At 55.9% G+C, this 20,431-nt stretch carries 14 protein-coding genes; 6 read left to right on the top strand and 8 right to left on the bottom strand.

Going from position 1 to position 20,431, the window contains the following annotated elements; all coding sequences use genetic code 11:
* Positions 1–183: 183 nt before the first annotated feature.
* The 3 genes from argH to argC form a co-directional block, all read right to left on the bottom strand.
* On the bottom strand, positions 184–1,557 hold the full coding sequence (gene argH, locus MUU46_RS02155) for an argininosuccinate lyase (protein ID WP_258964638.1): 1,374 nt from the start codon (positions 1,555–1,557) through the stop codon (positions 184–186).
* Between the two features lie 105 nt (positions 1,558–1,662).
* Positions 1,663–2,439: an acetylglutamate kinase gene (gene argB, locus MUU46_RS02150; RefSeq protein WP_258964637.1), complete on the bottom strand. Its 777-nt coding sequence runs from the start codon at positions 2,437–2,439 to the stop codon at positions 1,663–1,665.
* A gap of 10 nt (positions 2,440–2,449) precedes the next feature.
* Entirely contained in the window at positions 2,450–3,454 is a 1,005-nt protein-coding gene (gene argC, locus MUU46_RS02145) for an N-acetyl-gamma-glutamyl-phosphate reductase (RefSeq protein WP_258964636.1), read from the bottom strand.
* 88 nt (positions 3,455–3,542) lie between these two features.
* Between argC and argE the strand changes: the two genes are divergently transcribed.
* Positions 3,543–4,694: an acetylornithine deacetylase gene (gene argE / locus MUU46_RS02140; RefSeq protein WP_159761570.1), complete on the top strand. Its 1,152-nt coding sequence runs from the start codon at positions 3,543–3,545 to the stop codon at positions 4,692–4,694.
* A 284-nt stretch (positions 4,695–4,978) separates the two neighbouring features.
* Positions 4,979–7,630, top strand: a complete 2,652-nt coding sequence (gene ppc / locus MUU46_RS02135) for a phosphoenolpyruvate carboxylase (RefSeq protein WP_159761571.1) — start codon at positions 4,979–4,981, stop codon at positions 7,628–7,630.
* 69 nt (positions 7,631–7,699) lie between these two features.
* On the opposite strand, the gene katG is transcribed toward ppc, so the two are convergent.
* The 4 genes from katG to metB form a co-directional block, all read right to left on the bottom strand.
* Positions 7,700–9,880: a catalase/peroxidase HPI gene (gene katG, locus MUU46_RS02130; RefSeq protein ID WP_159761572.1), complete on the bottom strand. Its 2,181-nt coding sequence runs from the start codon at positions 9,878–9,880 to the stop codon at positions 7,700–7,702.
* Between the two features lie 271 nt (positions 9,881–10,151).
* Positions 10,152–11,042: a methylenetetrahydrofolate reductase gene (gene metF / locus MUU46_RS02125; protein WP_159761573.1), complete on the bottom strand. Its 891-nt coding sequence runs from the start codon at positions 11,040–11,042 to the stop codon at positions 10,152–10,154.
* Positions 11,043–11,304: 262 nt separating this feature from the next.
* Positions 11,305–13,737: a bifunctional aspartate kinase/homoserine dehydrogenase II gene (locus tag MUU46_RS02120; protein ID WP_258964635.1), complete on the bottom strand. Its 2,433-nt coding sequence runs from the start codon at positions 13,735–13,737 to the stop codon at positions 11,305–11,307.
* 2 nt (positions 13,738–13,739) lie between these two features.
* Positions 13,740–14,900 carry a cystathionine gamma-synthase gene (metB, locus tag MUU46_RS02115; protein WP_258964634.1) on the bottom strand — a complete coding sequence of 387 codons (1,161 nt, stop codon included), beginning with the start codon at positions 14,898–14,900 and terminating at the stop codon, positions 13,740–13,742.
* Between the two features lie 262 nt (positions 14,901–15,162).
* Here metB and metJ point away from each other — a divergent pair, with 262 nt between their 5' ends.
* Positions 15,163–15,480, top strand: coding sequence for a met regulon transcriptional regulator MetJ (gene metJ / locus MUU46_RS02110; RefSeq protein ID WP_072571323.1), 318 nt, complete (start codon positions 15,163–15,165; stop codon positions 15,478–15,480).
* 48 nt (positions 15,481–15,528) lie between these two features.
* Here metJ and rpmE read toward each other — a convergent pair whose 3' ends face one another.
* Positions 15,529–15,741 (bottom strand): 50S ribosomal protein L31, encoded by a 213-nt coding sequence (gene rpmE / locus MUU46_RS02105; protein WP_110511854.1) that lies wholly within the window; start codon positions 15,739–15,741, stop codon positions 15,529–15,531.
* Between the two features lie 206 nt (positions 15,742–15,947).
* Between rpmE and priA the strand changes: the two genes are divergently transcribed.
* From priA to ftsN, 3 genes are all read left to right on the top strand, one after another.
* Positions 15,948–18,146, top strand: coding sequence for a primosomal protein N' (gene priA / locus MUU46_RS02100; RefSeq protein WP_258964633.1), 2,199 nt, complete (start codon positions 15,948–15,950; stop codon positions 18,144–18,146).
* A gap of 150 nt (positions 18,147–18,296) precedes the next feature.
* Positions 18,297–19,325, top strand: a complete 1,029-nt coding sequence (cytR, locus tag MUU46_RS02095) for a DNA-binding transcriptional regulator CytR (protein WP_258964632.1) — start codon at positions 18,297–18,299, stop codon at positions 19,323–19,325.
* Between the two features lie 93 nt (positions 19,326–19,418).
* Positions 19,419–20,414: a cell division protein FtsN gene (gene ftsN, locus MUU46_RS02090; RefSeq protein ID WP_258964631.1), complete on the top strand. Its 996-nt coding sequence runs from the start codon at positions 19,419–19,421 to the stop codon at positions 20,412–20,414.
* Positions 20,415–20,431: the final 17 nt, after the last annotated feature.

The following is a 20,431-nucleotide window of genomic DNA, read 5'->3' as shown; positions in this document are numbered from 1 at the left end:
GAGGCGGTACCTCACAAGCCCTTGAAACCACAGGCCCGTTTAGAGTTTATCTCTGATATGAATAACAAAAGCCAACGTGAACGTTGCTGACCCCGTGGTCCGTTTTTTTTGCATAAAAAAGCCCAACTTGCGGTTGGGCTGATCTTTGTAGGCCAGGTCACCCGGCATTTTACTCGGCGATGATCAGAGCAGGCGGGCCTGCGCATCTTTAATCGCCTGCGCAACCTGCTTCGGCGATACACCGCCTTGAGCTGCACGCTTATCGAGGCACGATTGCAGCGACAGAATCGGGTAAACATCGTCGCCAATCACTGCGTTGAATTTCTGCAACTCTGCCAGCGTCAGCACTTCCAGCGGTTTGCCCTGACGAATGGCTTCCACCACCGCTTCCCCCACAATATGGTGCGCTTCACGGAACGGCACGCCTTTGGCGACCAGATAGTCCGCAAGTTCGGTCGAGTTGGCATAACCCTGCTGCGCCGCTTCCTGACAACGCGGGCGTTTCACCTGAATACCGTCCAGCACCAGCGCGCCCATATGCAAGCAGTCGAGCCAGGTGTCCAGCGCGTCGAAGAGCCCTTCTTTGTCTTCCTGCATATCTTTGTTATACGCCAGCGGCAGACCTTTCAGGGTCATCATCATACCCGTCAGCGCGCCCTGCACGCGGCCGCATTTACCGCGGATCAGCTCCAGCGCATCCGGGTTTTTCTTCTGCGGCATCAGGGAAGAGCCCGACGTCACGCGGTCAGACAGCTCCACAAAGCCCGCTTCACCGGAGTTAAAGAAAATCAGGTCTTCTGCAAAACGCGACAGATGCACCATGCCGATGGAGGCGTTCGACAGCAGCTCCAGCACGTGGTCCCTGTCGGACACGCTGTCCAGACTGTTGCGGGTTGCCGATGCAAAGCCCAGCCAGCCTGCCAGCTGTTCACGATCGATTTCATACGCCGTACCGGCCAGCGCACCGCTGCCCAGCGGGCTCACGTCCAGACGACGCAAGGTGTCCTGCAAACGGCTTTCGTCACGGGCCAGCATTTCGACATAGGCCAGACACCAGTGCGCAAAGGTCACCGGCTGCGCGCGTTGCAGGTGGGTATAACCCGGCATCACCGCATCCTGGTTTTGCTGCGCGGTTTCCACCAGCGCGGCCTGCAGCTGGCGGCTGGCGCTCAGCAACTCAGTCACGGTGTCTTTGCACCACAGTTTGAGGTCGGTCGCCACCTGGTCATTACGGCTACGTCCGGTATGCAGTTTTTTCCCCAGCTGGCCGACTTTGTCGATAAGTTTACCTTCCACCCAGCTGTGAATATCTTCCGCGTCGCTCTCCAGAATCTGCTGCGGATTCGCACGCACTTCTTCGAGCAATACGTTAAGCGCTTCTTCTAGCTGCTGCTGTTCCGCCGCGGCTAATACGTTAACCGTCACCAGCGCTTTAGACCAGGCCACAGAGCCAATAATATCCTGCTCCGCCAGACGGTAGTCAAAGCGCAAAGAGTCGTTGAACTGTTTGAACCGCTGATCTGCTGCCTGAGTAAAACGCCCGCCCCAAAGTGCCATAACATGCTTCCTTAATAATGAAATTTTTTCCCGGTGGCGCGAGGCTTACCGGGCCTATATAACCCACGTAGGCCGGATAAGCGGAGCGCCATCCGGCACAGAATATTAAGCCAGAATACGCGTGCCGATTGGCGTGCCGTTAAACAGCGATGGTAGCTGTTCGGCGTGACGCCATGACGCGATGTCCACTGGGCGACCCAACGTGCGGGCGGCATCCAGCGCGGCATTCACTTTGATTACCATGCCATCGGTGATGATGCCCTGGTCGATCAGTTGCTCCGCCTTTGCCGCCGTCATTTCGGCAATGCGCTGTCCTTTACCATCAAGGATCCCGCTCACATCGGAGAGCAGAATCAGGTCCGCACCGAGCGTCGCCGCCAGTGCTGTCGCGGCCTGGTCAGCGTTAACGTTCATCAGCTGACCTTCTTCGGTCACACCGATAGAGCTCACTACCGGCAGGAAACCGCCTGCCAGAAGCGTATTAATCAGCGCCGGTGAGCCCGGCTGCGCCAGACCCACGTGCCCCAGTTCTTCATTAAGCTGAGAAACCGTCACGCTGTCGCCGTCGCCGAGATACAGGCCCACAGACGCGATCTGATGTTTTTTGGCCCACGCCAGCAGCGTTTTGTTCGCCGTACCCGCCAGCGCACCAGTGATGATGTCAATCTGATCGGCAGGCGTCACGCGCAGCCCGTTTTTCTTCGTCACGGGCAGATTCAGCTGTTTCATCAGCTCATCCACCACGCAGCCGCCGCCGTGCACGATAACCAGCGGGCGTTGATGCTCCGCACGATAATGCACCAGCGCGGTAAACAGACGCTCCAGCGCTTCTTCACTGTCCAGCAGCACACCACCGAGTTTGATAATTAAAGGATTCATCATCAGGTATCCATTAAAGAAGAGACTGGGTTTCGGCAAAGCCAAAACGAATGTTCGCGCACTGCATGGCCTGAGCCGCCGCGCCTTTGAGCAGATTATCTTCTGCGGCGACCACAATCAGATGCTCACCCTGAACGGCAAAACCGATGTCGCAGAATGGCAGGCCGACCACGTTTTTCAGGGCCGGAACGCCGTTGTCATACAGACGCACCAGCGGTTTATTCGCATACGCCTGTTGGAAAACATCCGCGACCTGCGCATGGGTTACACCCGGCTTCAGACGACAGGTAATGGTTTCCAGAATACCGCGTTTAAAGTTTCCGAGATGCGGAGTGAAAATCACCTCTGCGCCCAGGTGAGTGGTAATTTCCGGATGGTGGCGGTGGTTGAATACGCCATAAGGCTGCAGGCTGACTTCGCAAAAGCTGTTCGAAACTGCAGCCTTGCGCCCTGCCCCGCTCACGCCACTGGTGGCGTTGATCACCGGCCATTGTGAAAGATCTAACAGCCCGGAGTCGATCAGCGGTTTAAGCGACAACTGTGCCGCAGTCGGGTAACAACCCGGGACCGCAATCAGGTTCGCCTCTTTGATTTTGTCACCGTTCCATTCCGCCAGGCCGTACACCGCCTGCGACAGCAGCTGCGGATGCTGGTGCGTGAAGCCGTAATATTTCTGATAAAAATCAGCATCGTTGACGCGGAACGCGCCGGAAAGGTCAAATACCACGCAGCCCGCATCGAGGAACTGTGGGGCCAGATCGTGGCTCACTTCGTGGGCCGTCGCGAGGAACACCACGTCCACGCCCGCGGAAAATTCGCGAATATCGGACATCGGCTGTAGTGGCAAATCGACAATGCCTTTCAGCTGCGGGTGCAGATCAGAAATTAACTTTCCGGCATCATTGCTTTGCGCTGAGACCGTCAAAGCGGTTATGTTCATATGCGGATGACGATTTACGTAACTCACCAGCTCAGCGCCTGCATAACCGCTTGCGCCTACAATCAGCGTATTCAACATCGGGTTCCTTTATGCTCAACGATAATGTATTTTTATTCACTAATATTGCATGAATATTGATACTATCATGACCTAAGGTGTGTCAACAATGAAAAACAATTTACCGCCATTTATCGAGATCTACCGCGCATTGATCGCCACACCGTCCATCAGTGCCACCGAAGAATCCCTTGATCAAAGTAATGAAGGTTTAATCAATCTGCTGGCGGATTGGTTCTCCACGATTGGCTTCACCGTTGAGATCCAACCGGTCCCAGGCACGCGTCATAAATTCAACATGCTGGCCAGCATCGGACACGGCACGGGCGGGCTGTTACTGACGGGCCACACAGACACAGTACCGTTTGATGATGGCCGCTGGACGCGCGATCCGTTCACCCTGACCGAACACGACAACAAGCTGTATGGCCTCGGCACCGCCGACATGAAAGGTTTCTTCGCCTTTATTCTCGACGCGCTGCGCGACGTCGACGTGACACAGTTGAAAAAACCGCTCTACATTCTGGCCACCGCTGACGAAGAAACCAGCATGGCGGGCGCACGTTATTTCTCAGAATCCACCTCGCTGCGTCCGGACTGCGCCATCATCGGTGAACCAACGTCCCTGCAACCGGTGCGCGCCCACAAAGGCCATATTTCCAATGCCATCCGCGTATTGGGGCAATCCGGACACTCGAGCGATCCGGATCGCGGCGTAAACGCCATCGAGCTGATGCACGATGCCATTGGCCGCATCATGCAGCTGCGCGACTCGTTGAAAGAACGTTTCCACTACGATGCGTTTGCGGTGCCGTACCCGACGCTCAATCTCGGCGCCATTCATGGCGGTGATGCGTCTAACCGTATCTGCGCCTGCTGCGAACTGCATATGGATATTCGTCCGCTGCCAGGTATGACGCTCGACGATCTCAACGGGCTGCTCACCGACGCGCTGGCGCCAATCAGTGAAAAATGGCCGGGCCGCCTGACGGTGTCCGATCTGCATCCGCCGATCCCAGGATACGCGTGCCCGCCGGATCATCAGCTGGTTCAGGTGGTGGAAAAACTGCTCGGCACGCAAACCGAAGTGGTGAACTACTGCACCGAAGCGCCATACATTCAGACACTGTGTCCGACGCTGGTGCTCGGGCCGGGTTCCATCAATCAGGCGCATCAGCCAGATGAATACCTCGAAACACGCTTCATTAAACCGACTCGCGAGTTAATTACCCAAGTCATCCATCACTTTTGCTGGCATTAATTCTGCCGCCACCCTCTCTGCCTGAGAGGGTGATTCACCTCACATTTCCATAAGAAGCGCTTATCTCACTGCCGCTGAGTTTAATTTGGCAAATTTCCGCCATTTTTTCGTTTGCTGAAGCGATTTCGCAACAATTGACGTAGGGGTTTTTACGTGGCTTTATAAAGTGAAGACGAGAAAATACCGAATACCATGTCCGAACGATTTTGTATCACCGTCAGCGGTCTCATCACGGTTGTGCGAAATCCAGGGACATACATAAATGAGATGGGGTGTCTGGGGTAATGAACGAACAATATTCCGCTTTGCGTAGTAATGTCAGTATGCTCGGTAAGGTTTTAGGGGAAACTATCAAAGATGCCCTTGGCGAGAACATTCTTGATCGCGTTGAAACCATTCGTAAGTTGTCAAAATCCTCCCGTGCGGGCAATGAAGCCAATCGCCAGGAGCTACTCACCACACTGCAGAATCTGTCTAATGACGAGCTGCTGCCAGTCGCCCGCGCATTCAGCCAGTTCCTGAATCTGGCAAATACAGCCGAGCAATATCACAGCATTTCGCCTAAAGGCGAAGCGGCCAGCAACCCGGAAGTGATTGCCCGCACCCTGCGTAAACTCAAAGATCAGCCGAACCTGAACGAAGCGATCATCAAAAAAGCGGTAGAAAGTCTCTCGCTGGAGCTGGTTCTTACCGCACACCCGACGGAAATCACCCGCCGAACGCTGATCCACAAAATGGTCGAAGTGAATAGCTGCCTGAAGCAGCTCGATAACAAAGATATTGCCGACTACGAACAGCACCAGCTGATGCGCCGTCTGCGTCAGCTGATTGCGCAGTCCTGGCATACCGATGAAATTCGTAAGCATCGCCCAAGCCCGGTGGACGAAGCCAAATGGGGCTTTGCAGTTGTCGAAAACAGCCTGTGGGAAGGCGTGCCAAACTACTTGCGCGAGCTGAATGAACAGCTGGAAGATAACCTCGGTTATCAGCTGCCGGTCGATTTCGTGCCCGTGCGCTTCACCTCGTGGATGGGCGGCGACCGTGACGGCAACCCGAACGTCACTTCTGACATCACCCGCACCGTACTGCTTCTGGGCCGCTGGAAAGCGACTGATCTGTTCATGAAAGACATTCAGCTGCTGATTTCCGAGCTGTCGATGGTGGAATGCACCGACGAATTGCGTGAATACGTCGGCGAAGCAGGGGCGGCGGAACCTTACCGCTATCTGCTGAAAACCCTGCGCAGCCAGCTGATGGCGACTCAGGCGTGGCTGGAAGCGCGTCTGAAAGGCGAAAAACTGCCGAAACCCGCGGGCCTGCTGACTCAAAACGAGCAGCTCTGGGAACCGCTGTACGCCTGCTATAAATCATTGCAGGCCTGCGGTATGGGCATTATCGCCAACGGCGAACTGCTCGACACCCTGCGCCGCGTGAAGTGTTTTGGCGTGCCGCTGGTGCGTATCGACGTGCGTCAGGAAAGCACCCGTCACACCGAAGCACTGGGCGAACTGACCCGCTATCTCGGCATTGGCGACTACGAAAGCTGGTCTGAAGCCGACAAACAGGCGTTCCTGATCCGCGAACTGAATTCAAAACGTCCTCTGCTGCCGCGTCAGTGGGAGCCGAGTGAAGAAACCCGTGAAGTGCTCGACACCTGCAAAGTGATCGCCGAAGCACCGAAAGGCTCCGTTGCCGCGTACGTTATATCGATGGCGAAAACGCCGTCCGACGTATTGGCCGTTCACCTGCTGTTGAAAGAAGCCGGGATCGGCTTTGCACTGCCGGTTGCACCGCTGTTTGAAACGCTCGATGACCTCAACAATGCCGACGATGTGATGACGCAATTGCTGAACATCGACTGGTATCGTGGTTTCATCCAGGGCAAACAGATGGTGATGATTGGCTATTCCGACTCCGCAAAAGACGCGGGCGTAATGGCAGCATCCTGGGCACAGTATCAGGCTCAGGATGCGCTGATCAAAACCTGCGAAAAAGCCGGTATTGAGCTGACCCTGTTCCACGGTCGCGGTGGTTCAATCGGTCGCGGGGGCGCGCCAGCTCACGCAGCGCTGCTTTCCCAGCCACCGGGCAGCCTGAAAGGCGGTCTGCGCGTCACCGAACAGGGCGAGATGATCCGCTTCAAGTACGGTCTGCCGGAAGTCACCATCAGCAGCCTGTCGCTGTACACCAGTGCGATTCTCGAAGCGAACCTGCTGCCGCCACCGGAGCCAAAACCGGAATGGCGTCATATCATGGCCGAGCTGTCAGACATTTCCTGCGACATGTATCGCGGCTACGTGCGTGAAAATAAAGATTTCGTGCCGTACTTCCGCTCTGCGACGCCAGAACAGGAACTGGGCAAACTGCCGCTGGGTTCGCGTCCGGCAAAACGTCGTCCGACTGGCGGCGTTGAGTCTCTGCGTGCGATCCCGTGGATTTTCGCGTGGACGCAAAACCGCCTGATGCTGCCTGCCTGGCTGGGTGCCGGTGCGGCGCTACAGAAAGTGGTGGAAGATGGCAAACAGAGCGAACTGGAAACCATGTGCCGCGACTGGCCATTCTTCTCTACGCGTCTGGGCATGCTGGAAATGGTATTCGCCAAAGCCGACCTGTGGCTGGCGGAATACTACGATCAGCGTCTGGTGAAAAAAGAGCTGTGGCCACTGGGTGCCGAACTACGCAAACTGCTGGAAGCGGATATCAAAGTGGTGCTCGACATCGCCAACGATTCCCACCTGATGGCAGATTTGCCGTGGATTGCCGAGTCCATTCAACTGCGTAACATCTACACCGACCCGCTGAACGTTCTGCAGGCAGAGCTGCTGCACCGTTCACGTCTTGCGGAAGAAGAAGGCAAAGAGCCGGACCCTCGCGTTGAACAAGCGCTGATGGTAACCATCGCCGGCGTTGCGGCGGGGATGCGTAACACGGGTTAAGCCTGACATCGCTCCAAATAAAAATCCCCGCATTGACGCGGGGATTTTTTTATCTATCGTTCGCTGATATTACTGCAGGTCGAAGCGATCCAGATTCATCACTTTCACCCATGCCGCCACGAAGTCTTTCACAAACTTCTCTTTGGCATCTGCGCAGGCATAAACTTCAGCCAACGCACGCAGCACGGCGTTAGAGCCAAATACCAGGTCTGAACGCGTTGCGGTGTATTTCACTTCACCGCTCTGACGGCAACGACCTTCGAACAGCTCGTTTGAGGCATCCGCGGCTTTCCACTCGTTGTTCATATCCAGCAGATTTGCGAAGAAATCGTTGCTGAGCACACCCACGTTTTCAGTGAATACGCCGTGTTTGCTACCATCAAAGTTAGCGCCAAGTACACGCAGGCCACCGACCAGCGCGGTCATTTCCGGTGCGGTCAGCGTCAGCTGCTGGGCTTTATCGATCAGCAGAGATTCGGTGGTCGCAGCATCCAGACGCGCACGGTAGTTACGGAAACCGTCAGCCGCAGGCTCCATCAGATTGAACATTTCAACGTCCGTCTGATCCTGACGCGCATCGACACGGCCTGGCACAAACGGCACGGTGACCGACACGCCCGCAGCTTTGGCCGCTTGCTCTACGCCCACCACGCCTGCCAGCACGATGATATCGGCCAGGGACGCTTTGTGTGCAGATTTATAGATGTCTTCCAGTACTGGAAGAACACGCGCCGCCGTGGCGTTGACGTCCCAATGACGCTGCGGATCCAAGGCCACACGCGCGCCGTTAGCACCACCGCGTTTATCACCACCGCGGAAGGTTGAGGCAGATGCCCACGCCACCGACACCAGCTCACTGACCGACAGCCCCGAAGCAGCAATATCCGCTTTCAGGCTCTCAATATCATAAGCCGATGGCTGGAAGAACGGATGCGGCAATGGATCCTGCCAAATCAGATCTTCTTTCGGTACTTCTGGACCGATGTATCTCGCTTTCGGCCCCATATCGCGGTGAGTCAGTTTGAACCACGCCCGGGCAAAAGCTTCGTTAAACGCCTGCGGATCGTTGAGGAAACGACGGGAAATTTTTTCAAAATCCGGATCGAAACGCAGCGTCAGGTCGGTGACCAGCATCGTTGGCTTACGTTTTTTGGACGGATCGAACGGATCAGGAATCAAGTCTGGCGCGTCGGCCGCTTCAAACTGAATAGCCCCGGCCGGGCTACGGGTCTGCACCCACTCATATTTGAACAGGTTCTCAAAGAAGTAGTTGCTCCACTGAGTTGGCGTTTGCGTCCAGACCACTTCCAGACCGGAAGTGATGGCATCCGCACCAACCCCACTGGCGTGGCTGCTTGCCCAACCCAGACCCTGAGATTCAATTGATGCCGCTTCTGGATCGGCACCGACATGGCTTGCCGATGCGGCACCGTGAGTTTTACCCAACGTGTGACCACCGGCGATCAGCGCCACGGTCTCTTCGTCGTTCATGCCCATGTTGCCGAAGGTCGCGCGAATCGCTGCGGCTGCGGAAAGCGGTTCACCGCTAGCGTTTGGCCCTTCCGGGTTCACGTAAATCAGGCCCATTTCCGTGGCGGCCAGTGGACGTTTCGCCAACGCTTCAGGGTCACGATGTTCCAGCCAGGCTTTTTCATCGCCCCAGTTTACGTCGAGATCCGGTTCCCAGACATCTTCGCGCCCGGCACCGAAACCAAAGGTACGGAAGCCTGAGTTTTCCAGCGCAACGTTACCCGCGAGGATGAACAGGTCGGCCCAGGAAATTTTCTGGCCATATTTCTGTTTAATAGGCCACAGCAGGCGGCGAGCTTTATCGAGGCTGACGTTATCCGGCCAGGAATTCAGCGGCGCAAAGCGTTGCTGACCGCGACCTGCACCACCGCGACCGTCGACGGAACGATAAGTACCGGCTCCGTGCCAGGCCATACGGATAAACAGGCCCGCGTAGTTGCCCCAGTCGGCTGGCCACCACGGCTGTGAATCGGTTAACAGTGCTTTGATGTCGCCTTTCAGAGCGGAATAATCCAGCTTGCTGAATTCTTTGCGGTAATCGAAATCTTCGCCCAACGGATTAGAGCGGTTGGAGTGCTGATTGAGGAGATCTACGCGAAGTTGTTTTGGCCACCAGTCGCGAGTGCTGGTTCCGGCCCCTGCGCTTTCGTCATGGCCGCCCTGATGAAAAGGACACTTTCCTGCAGACAACGTATTATGATCGTTTTCTTGATTGCTCATCTTCCTGCTCCCTTCAGTGTTTTAATACCAGGATATACAGCTCTGCAGATAAGTTATAGATGAAAAAACCTACAGATTTGATAGTTGTTTCCTTCTGGCGTTAAACAACATAGCAAATGTTGTTCATAGAAATGTCGACGCGTCCGTAAACTTTCAACAATAACCATAGATTATGCAGGGAAAGTGGGGCGCTTAACTGTCGGCGTTTCGTCGTAATTGAGAGGGAAAGAAGAGAAAAACAACGAAAAGGCCCTCGGATGAGGGCCTCTGTTTACACGCCCGGACGCACGCCAAGCGTGTGGCAGATGGCGTAGCTCATCTCGGCGCGGTTCAGGGTGTAGAAGTGGAAATCCTTCACGCCTTCACGACTCAGGATTTTCACCATGTCCATCGCGATATTGGCGCCGACCAGTTTGCGAGTTTCCGCATCGTCGTCCAGCCCTTCAAACATTTTCGCCATCCAGGTTGGGATGCGCACGTTGGTCATGTCGGCAAATTTCTTCGCTTGTTTGAAATTCGACACTGGCAGAATGCCAGGGATGATTTCGACGTCGATACCTGTCGAGGCGCAGCGGTCGCGGAAACGCAGGTAGCTTTCAACATCGAAGAAGAACTGCGTGATCGCACGGTTTGCGCCGGCGTCTACTTTACGTTTCAGGTTGAGCAAGTCAGCCTGCGCACTTTTCGCTTCCGGGTGCACTTCCGGATACGCCGCGACTGAGATATCAAAGTCACCCACATCTTTCAGCAGCGCGACCAAGTCGGTGGCATACATGTCCGGCTTACCGCTGCCAGGCGGCAGGTCACCGCGCAGGGCGACGATATGGCGAATGCCATTATTCCAGTAGTCCTGAGCGATGCCGCGCAGCTCGTCGCGAGTCGCGTCGATACAGGTCAGATGCGGTGCCGCTTCAAGCCCAGTGCGATCCTTGATGCCTTTAATGATGCTGTGCGTGCGGTCACGCTCACCCGAGTTCGCACCGTAGGTAACGGAAACAAACTTCGGCTTCAGGCTGCTCAGGCGATCGATAGAGGCCCATAGGGTTTGCTCCATTTCACTGGTGCGCGGCGGGAAAAACTCAAAGGAAACATTAATCTGGCCCTGTACTTCTGCCAGGCTCTGATTCAGGGCTTCCCGCTGGTTGGCGTGAAAAAAGCTCATACCTTACCTCTTCAATCGCATGTCGTTATATGTTGTGTTATGAGCATCTATACGTTTAGACGTCCAGATGTAAAAATGACGGAAAAGAGTGATGACGTCAACAGAAAAAACAGCAGAAAGAGTGAGGAATGTTCAGCGAAGGTGAAAATAATTCATGGGAGGGCTGCGAGCATTAGCTCATTCCCGCAGGGAGAGGGCGAAAATCAGTGCCGAGCGGTCCCCTCTCCCTTTGGGGAGAGGGTTAGGATGAGAGGTGCAAAATCTACAGCAGCTGCGCCAGACGGTTAATGTCTGACTGAATAGCCCCGGCCGTCACGTCACGTCCTGCACCCGGGCCACGGATCACCAGCGGGTTATCGCGATACCAGCGGCTTTCGATGGCAAAGACGTTATCACACGGCAGCAGTGCTGCCAGCGGATGCTCAGGGCGCACGGCTTCAACGCCGACACGCGCTTTACCGTTGGCATCGAAACGCGCCACGTAGCGCAGCACAAGTCCCATTTCCTGCGCGGCTTCCAGACGCTGAATCATCTGCTCGTTCAGGTCTTCACCGTTCTCGAAGAAGTGATCGATAGAACCCTGTTCGCAATGCGAGGGCACCAGCGATTCGACACGCACCTGGTCAGGCTCGATGTCGTAACCCGCTTCACGGGCGAGGATCACCAGCTTGCGCATGACATCTTTGCCGGACAAATCAACGCGCGGGTCCGGTTCAGTCAACCCTTGCTGCCACGCCTGATCCACCAGCTCGGTAAACGGCACGGTGCCGTCGAACTGCAGGAACAGCCACGAAAGCGTGCCGGAGAAAATCCCACTGATGGACAGAATAGTATCGCCGCTGTCACGCAGATCGCGCACGGTGAAATTCACCGGCAGGCCCGCGCCAACAGTAGCGTTATACAGCCAGTAGCGACCCGTTTTTTCGAACGCGTCGTGGATTTGGCGGTATTTGTCGCTGGTGCTAGCCCCGGCGAGTTTGTTGGCACTGATCACGTGGAAACCGTGGCTGGCGAAATCCAGATACTGCTCGGCCAGCTGGGCGCTGGCGGTGACGTCAAGGACCACCAAATCATCGTACGGATGCGCACGCATCCACAGGAACAGCGATTCTTCGTCCTGCTCTACCGCTTCATCATTAAAGAATGCGAGCGCGCGGCTGGCGTCCAGTCCTTCGTAATTCAGCAGGCTACGGCGGCTGTCGACCACGCCTGCCAGCACAAACTCAAACCCGGTGCGCGCCGAAAGCGTGCTTTGCTCGCGGGCAAACAGCTCCAGCCAGCGTGAACCGATGTTACCTTTGCCGAACAGCACCAGCCCAATGCGCTTTTCAGCACGGAACAGCGACTGGTGCAGGCCCTGAATCAGGCTTTCGGTTGGCCCGGTACGCAGAACCGCCACCAGGCTGATGCCCTCTTCCGACTGCCAGGTGAACTCCACCGGCTGGCCTTTCAACTGTTGCCAGAAGCGATGGCAGTGCAATGGGTTACGGGTCACGCCCGCACCTACCATAGCAATCAATGCCAGGCTCTGGCGTAAACGCAGCTCGCCCGGCAGGCCCGCTTCATCGAGCAACTTCAGCGCGCTGTCCGCCACTTCGGCGGTATAGCAGAACTGCAGCAGATGACGGTCTGGATGCGCGCCAACCGCCAGCGGGCGCACCTGCGCACGCTTAAAAATAAGCTCGATTTCTTTGTGCGCCAGCTTAAAGTCCTGGCTGGTCGGAACCTGGAATTCAATCAGGCAAACGTCATCATGGCTGGTGACGATACGCGCCCCGGTTCCGGAAGCGAGCACGCGTTCAATACGGGTTGAGCCCTGATCCGGGGTATAACTGCAGCGCAGCTGTAAATCGATATCACTGCCGGAGACGGGTTGCAGCGTACGGGCATGAAGCACTGGAGCTGCCAGACGCGCCAGTTCACTGGCTTCGTCGAGACGCAGAAGCGGCAGCAGACATGCATCTTTCACTTTACGCGGGTCGGCGCTGTACACCCCTGCCACGTCACTCCAGATGGTGACGCGAGACACGCCCGCCAGGGCACCAATTTGCGTTGCCGAGTAATCAGAGCCGTTGCGACCGAGCAGCACCGTGCCACCTTCAGTGTCGCGACTGATAAACCCGGTGACCACCAGACGTTTGTTTGGATGCTGTGCCAGCAGTTGCTGAAGCAGCGGGAAAGAGAGGCCTTCATCGACCTGTGGCTGAGCGCCGCGCTCGGCGCGCAGAAACGCACGCGCATCGAGCCAGGCGGCGTCCAGACCTTGTTGTTGCAAAACGGCGGCCATCAAACGTGCGGACCACACTTCGCCGTGGCCCACGACTTCGGCGTAAACCACCTCATTGATACCGCCGTCGAGGAGCGTGGCCAAACGTTCAAGATCGTGAATAAATTCAGCGATCATGCTGTCGGCCACCTCTGCAGGCAGCAGCCCGGTCATCAGTTCAATCTGATAACGGCGCAGCGCCTGCTGAACCTGATGCGCAGAAAGTCTGTCGGTCTGGCTGAGTTTCAGCCAGCTGATCAGCTGGTTGGTGGTGCTGCCCGCAGCGGAAACGACCATCATGTCTTCTGGCTGCGAGTGCTCAGCCATAATCCCTGCCACGCGCAGGTAACATTTCACATCCGCCAGACTACTTCCACCAAACTTATGCAGTTGACGAGCTTTCGTCCCTGCCTGCGCTATCACACTCATGTTTACTCCTCGTTTGCTGCCCGGAACCCATTTTCCAGGTCGGCAATTAAATCGTCACTGTCTTCAATACCGGTAGAAATACGCAGCAGCGTTTCTGAAATCCCTGCCGCTGCACGTGCTTCTGGCGCCATGCCCGCGTGAGTCATGGTTGCCGCGTGAGAAATCAAACTTTCCACGCCGCCTAACGATTCTGCCAGCGTGAACAACTCCAACCCACCCAGGAAACGGCGCAGGGTGTTTTCGTCGCCGTCCAGTTCAAAACTGAGCATCGCGCCGAAGCCTTTCTGCTGACGGGCCGCGATTTCATGGCCTTGGTTTTCCGGCAGAGAAGGATGATACAGCTTTTTCACCAGCGGTTGCTGCTTCAGGAACTCAACAATTGCCGTGGCGTTGCGCTGGGCCACTTCCATACGTGGAGAGAGCGTACGCAGGCCGCGCAGCAGCAGGTAGCTGTCAAACGCCCCGCCGGTGACGCCGATATTATTCGCCCACCATGCCAGTTCAGTGACAGTTTCCTGCTCTTTGGCAATCACCACGCCCGCGACGACATCGGAATGGCCGTTCAGGTATTTGGTGCAGGAATGCAGAACCAGATCGGCACCAAGCGCCAACGGGTTTTGTAGTGCCGGGCTGAGGAAGGTGTTATCCACCACGCTCACGGCCCCGGCTTCACGCGCCAGCTCACAGATTTTCGCAATATCCACGACACGCAACAACGGATTACTTGGGCTTTCGACCAGAACCAGCTTCGGTTTTTCCGCCAGCGCAGCTTTAAGCGCCTGCTCGTTGCTCTGATCAACAAACAGCACGCGATAACAGCCGCGTTTTGCCAGGCTGTCGAACAAACGATAGCTGCCGCCATAACAGTCATGTGGCGCCACCAGCAGATCACCCGGCTTCAGGTAAACGGTGGTGACAAGGAGAATGGCGGACATGCCGGTGTTCGTCAGAACAGCACCCGCGCCGCCTTCCAGTTCTGCCAGCGCACGCTGCACGACATCACGCGTCGGGTTACCGCGACGGGAATAGTCATGGGCACGCGGTTCGTTAAATCCGGTGAAATTATAAGTACTGGAGAGGTGGATCGGGGGGACAACGCAGCCATATTGCTCGTCATCATTTAACCCGCTACGCACTGCGATAGTGGCTTGTTTACGCGTCATGGTGAATCGTTCCTGGCTTCATCGGTGAAAAGTCAGGCCTCAGAGTAACCACTGCCACAATGGACGTCAATACATCTGGACATCTAAACTTCTTTGCGTATAGATTGAGCAATCGGGAAATAGCCGTTAAAATTATATGCATTAGCGCACATACACAGAGGCTTTGCTGGTGTCATGGTCACACCTCTCAGGTAAACTGTGCGGGATTATGGTTCGGGCGCGCGCCCTGGCCTTTTATTAATGATTAGAGGATGAGAGTCTCATGGCTGAATGGAGCGGCGAATATATCAGCCCCTACGCTGAGCACGGTAAGAAGAGCGAGCAAGTTAAAAAAATTACGGTGTCCATTCCTCTGAAGGTTTTGAAAATCCTCACCGATGAACGTACCCGTCGCCAGGTGAACAACCTGCGCCACGCCACTAACAGCGAGCTGCTGTGTGAAGCGTTCCTACATGCGTTTACCGGTCAACCGCTGCCGAATGATGAAGATCTGCGCAAAGAGCGTAGTGATGAAATTCCGGAAGCAGCGAAGATTATTATGCGTGAACTGGGGATCGACCCGGATACGTGGGAATACTGATTTTCAGATACAAAAAAGGCGCCTTTCGGCGCCTTTTTCTCGGGTAGCTTATTTAGCGCCCGGGATGCTGAAACGCTTGTTGAAGCGGTCAACACGGCCACCGGTAGCAACGTCACGCTGCTTGCCAGTGTAGAACGGGTGGCATTTGCCGCACACGTCCAGGTTCAGATCGTGACCAACGGTAGAACGGATGGTCATTACGTTACCGCAAGAACAGTTTGCAGTAATTTCTGCGTAATTTGGGTGAATACCTTTTTTCATGGGAAACCTCAGTAAAGGCCACGCCGCTCTTCCAGCCCTAACGCCAGACACCGCGTGAAGTTAATAGTATAGGTCTTTTGATAGCACAAATGTGCACCAAAGGCGGCGAATCATACAGAATATAACCAGGGGTTGCAATCTGATCCGCACGCCGCCTTAGTGTAATGTGTATACTAACGCGCTCCTTTTCAAGTCAGGAAGATTCGATGCCCGTCGCACACGTTGCCCTGCCCGTTCCGCTTCCCCGTACCTTTGACTATGTGCTGCCAGATGGCATTAGCGCTCAGGCCGGGTGTCGCGTACGCGTGCCGTTTGGCAAGCAGCAAGAACGCGTGGGAATTGTGGTCTCAGTCAGCGACGACAGCGAACTGCCGCTCAAGGATTTGAAAAGCGTCATTGAAGTACTGGATGACGATCCCGTTTATTCGCCTGCCGTCTGGCGCATGCTGCAATGGGCCACAGACTATTATCACCATCCAATTGGCGATGTGCTGTTTCACGCGCTGCCGATTCTGCTGCGTCAGGGGAAACCCGCCAGCGCCGCGCCGCTGTGGTACTGGTATGCGACGGAACAGGGTCAGGCGGTGGATATCCACGCGCTTAAGCGCTCCGCCAAACAACAGCAGGCGCTCGCCGCACTGCGTCAGGGCAAAATCTGGCGTCATCAGGTTGCCGACCTAGAATTCAACGATGCTGCCCTGCAAGGCCTGCGTAAAAAGGGTTATAGCGATCTGGCGAGCGAAGCGCCTGCGATTTCCGACTGGCGCAATGGCTATGCAGTTACCGGCGAGCGTCTGCGTCTGAACACCGAGCAAGCCACCGCCGTTGGGGCCATTCACAGCGCATCGGACAAATTTTCCGCTTGGCTGCTGGCGGGCGTCACCGGTTCCGGCAAAACCGAAGTCTATCTTAGCGTGCTGGAAAACGTGCTGGCGCAGGGGAAACAGGCGCTGGTGATGGTGCCGGAAATCGGCCTCACTCCGCAGACCATCGCCCGTTTTCGCGAACGTTTTAACGCACCGGTCGAAGTGCTGCACTCGGCGCTCAATGACAGCGAACGCCTGTCGGCGTGGCTAAAAGCGAAAAATGACGAAGCCGGGATTGTGATTGGTACCCGATCGTCCTTATTTACCCCGTTCAAAAACCTCGGCGTGATTGTCATCGACGAAGAACACGACAGCTCCTACAAGCAGCAGGAAGGCTGGCGCTATCACGCCCGCGATCTGGCGGTGTGGCGCGCGCACAATGAGAAAATCCCAATCATTCTCGGCTCCGCAACGCCCGCCCTGGAAACATTGCACAACGTTCGCCAGGGAAAATACCACCAGCTCAAACTGACCAAACGCGCCGGGAACGCACGTCCGGCGACTCAGCACGTGCTGGATTTGAAAAGCCAGCAATTACAGGCCGGACTTTCTCCGGCGTTAATCAGCCGGATGCGCCAGCATTTGCAGGCCGATAATCAGGTCATTTTGTTCCTCAACCGTCGCGGTTATGCTCCGACGCTACTGTGCCATGAATGCGGCTGGATAGCGGAATGCCCGCGCTGCGACAGCTATTACACGCTGCATCAGACCCATCGTCATCTGCGTTGCCATCATTGCGACAGCCAGCGCCCCATTCCGCGTCAGTGCCCCTCCTGCGGCTCGACGCATCTGGTGCCGGTGGGTTTAGGTACCGAACAGCTTGAGGACGTGCTGGCGCCGATGTTTGCCAACGTCCCGATTTCGCGTATAGACCGCGACACCACCAGCCGCAAAGGTGCGCTGGAACAATACCTGGCGGAAGTGCATCGCGGTGGAGCACGCATTCTCATCGGCACCCAAATGCTGGCCAAAGGCCACCACTTCCCTGATGTCACTCTCGTGGCGCTGCTCGATGTCGACGGCGCACTGTTCTCGGCCGATTTCCGTTCTGCCGAGCGTTTCGCTCAGTTGTATACCCAAGTTTCTGGCCGTGCGGGCCGGGCCGGGAAACAGGGTGAGGTGATTTTGCAAACCCATCACCCGGAACATCCTCTGCTGCAAACGCTGTTGCATCAAGGCTATGATGCCTTTGCTCAGCAGGCGCTGGCAGAACGTCAAACGCTTCAACTGCCGCCGTGGACAAGCCACGTGCTGATCCGCGCGGAAGATCACAATAATCAGGAAGCACCTCTGTTTCTCCAGCAGCTGCGCAATTTACTGCAGGCCAGCCCGCTGGCGGATGACAAACTGTGGCTACTCGGCCCGGTACCGGCTCTCGCGCCAAAACGCGGCGGCCGCTGGCGCTGGCAAATCGTGCTGCAACACCCGTCACGTTTGCGTTTACAGCATATCGTCAGTGGGGCTATGGCGCTGATAAATACCCTTCCCGCCTCGCGAAAAGTGAAATGGGTGCTGGACGTTGATCCAATAGAAGGCTAACCCCTTGAGCTGCGAGGCAGATCGAAAAATTTAGCTTCCGTCACAATTTTCATGAAATTTCTGTAACTCCCCTGACTTACTCTCTGATAAAAAAGAGACTGTTGTCAGAGACAGCGGAAGTCTCTGCCCCCGTCAGTGAGGAGAACCCAGGTGAAGTCCAAAAAAGAGGTTGTTTCGGCAACCATGAAGGATGTGGCTCAGAAAGCGAATGTCTCAACGGCAACCGTTTCCCGGGCATTGATGAACCCCGACAAAGTGTCGCAGTCCACGCGTAATAAAGTGGAGCAGGCCGCGCTGGAAGTGGGATATTTCCCACAGTCTTTGGGCCGAAACATGAAGCGTAACGAGTCGAGAACCATTCTGGTGATTGTGCCGGACATCTGCGATCCTTTCTTTAGTGAAATCATCCGGGGTATCGAAATTACCGCTGCTGAGCAGGGGTATCTGGTGCTGATTGGCGACTGCGCTCATCAGAATCAGCAGGAAAAAACCTTCATCGATCTCATCATCACCAAACAAATCGACGGCATGCTGCTGCTGGGTTCACGCCTGCCGTTCGACGCCAGCATTGAAGAGCAACGGAATTTGCCGCCAATGGTTATGGCCAATGAGTTTGCACCTGAACTCGAACTGCCGACGGTTCACATCGACAACCTCACTGCTTCCTTTAACGCCGTGAATTTCCTGCATGAACTCGGACATCAGCGTATTGGCTGCATCGCCGGGCCTGAAGAAATGCCGTTGTGCCACTATCGTTTGCAGGGCTACGTGCAGGCGCTGCGCCGCAGCGGGATTACCGTCGATCCGCACTACATCGCTCGCGGTAACTTTACCTTCGAGGCCGGGGCAACCGCGCTGGAACAGTTGTTGGCACTCCCTCAGCCGCCGACGGCCATCTTCTGCCACAGCGACATTATGGCGCTGGGCGCGCTGTCGCTGGCTAAACGCCGCGGCCTGAAAGTGCCGGACGATCTATCGATTATCGGCTTCGATAACATTTCTCTCTCGGAATTTTGCGACCCCCCGCTCACCACCGTTTCCCAACCGCGTTTTGATATCGGGCGTGAAGCAATGCTGCTATTGCTCGACCAGCTTAGCGGTCAAAATGTCAGCAGCGGTTCCCGCCTGCTCGACTGTGAACTGGTGGTTCGCGGTAGTACCACAAAAAATAAGCCTTAAACTAAACGGCTTTCAGACTAGCGGTTCTGGTCAAAGCCCCGCCGCTTAAGTAACATGGCGGGCTGATGAACGAATAAATACAGCGAAACGACAGTGGCACAACGAGATTATGTAAGCCGCAGCAAACCTGCTGCTTCGCGGCGAAAAAAGAGTCCAACAAGGAACTCACGGAAAAAGCAAAGTAGCCTTCCTGCTGTCTCACCAGCCATGGTCGCTATTGCCGCGGCCGTGCTGGTTGCCTTTATCGGTGGCCTGTACTTCATTACCCATCACAAGAAAGAAGAAGCCGAAGCCATGCAGGGTCGCCAGGCCACGGGTAATGGTTTACCGCCGAAGCCGGAAGAACGCTGGCGCTATATTAAAGAACTGGAAAGTCGTCAGCCTGGTGTGCGTGCGCCAACGGAGCCGTCTGCGGGTGGCGAAGTAAAAAATGCCAATCAGCTGACCGACGAACAGCGCCAGCTGTTAGCACAAATGCAGGCCGATATGCGCCAGCAGCCGACGCAGCTGACGGAAGTGCCGTGGAACGAGCAAACGCCTGAGCAGCGCCAGCAAACGCTGCAACGCCAACGACTTCAGCAGCAGGTGCAGCAACAACAGCAAGTTCAACAGCAGCAGTGGTCACAGACGCAGCCAGTGCAGGCGCCGCGCACGCAGTCTCGCCCAGTGGAACAGCAGCAAACGCGTACGGTTCAGAGCCAACCTGCTCCACAGCCGCGCCAGACGCAGTCGAAACAAACCACGCAGCAGCCATATCAGGATCTGATGCAAACGCCGACGCATACCACGGCCAGCCAGCCGAAAGCGCAGCAGGCTGCACCGGTGACGCGTGAGCCAGAACCGGCAAAACAGACCGCAGACGATCGCCGTTGGATAATCCAGTGCGGTTCGTTTAAAGGTGCCGAGCAGGCAGAAACCGTTCGTGCCCAGCTGGCCTTTGAAGGATTTGATTCGCGCATTACCACCAATAACGGCTGGAATCGTGTGGTGATTGGCCCTGTGAAAGGCAAAGATAATGCCGATGGCACTATCTCCCGCCTGAAGGTGGCCGGACACGCAAACTGCATTCGTATCGCCTCCAGGGGTTGAAACCCCTAAAATCCCCC

Source organism: Scandinavium tedordense (assembly GCF_024764965.1).
GTDB lineage: Bacteria > Pseudomonadota > Gammaproteobacteria > Enterobacterales > Enterobacteriaceae > Scandinavium > Scandinavium tedordense.
Note: the sequence above shows the minus strand (reverse complement) of the source record. Positions and strands in the feature narration are given on the sequence as shown.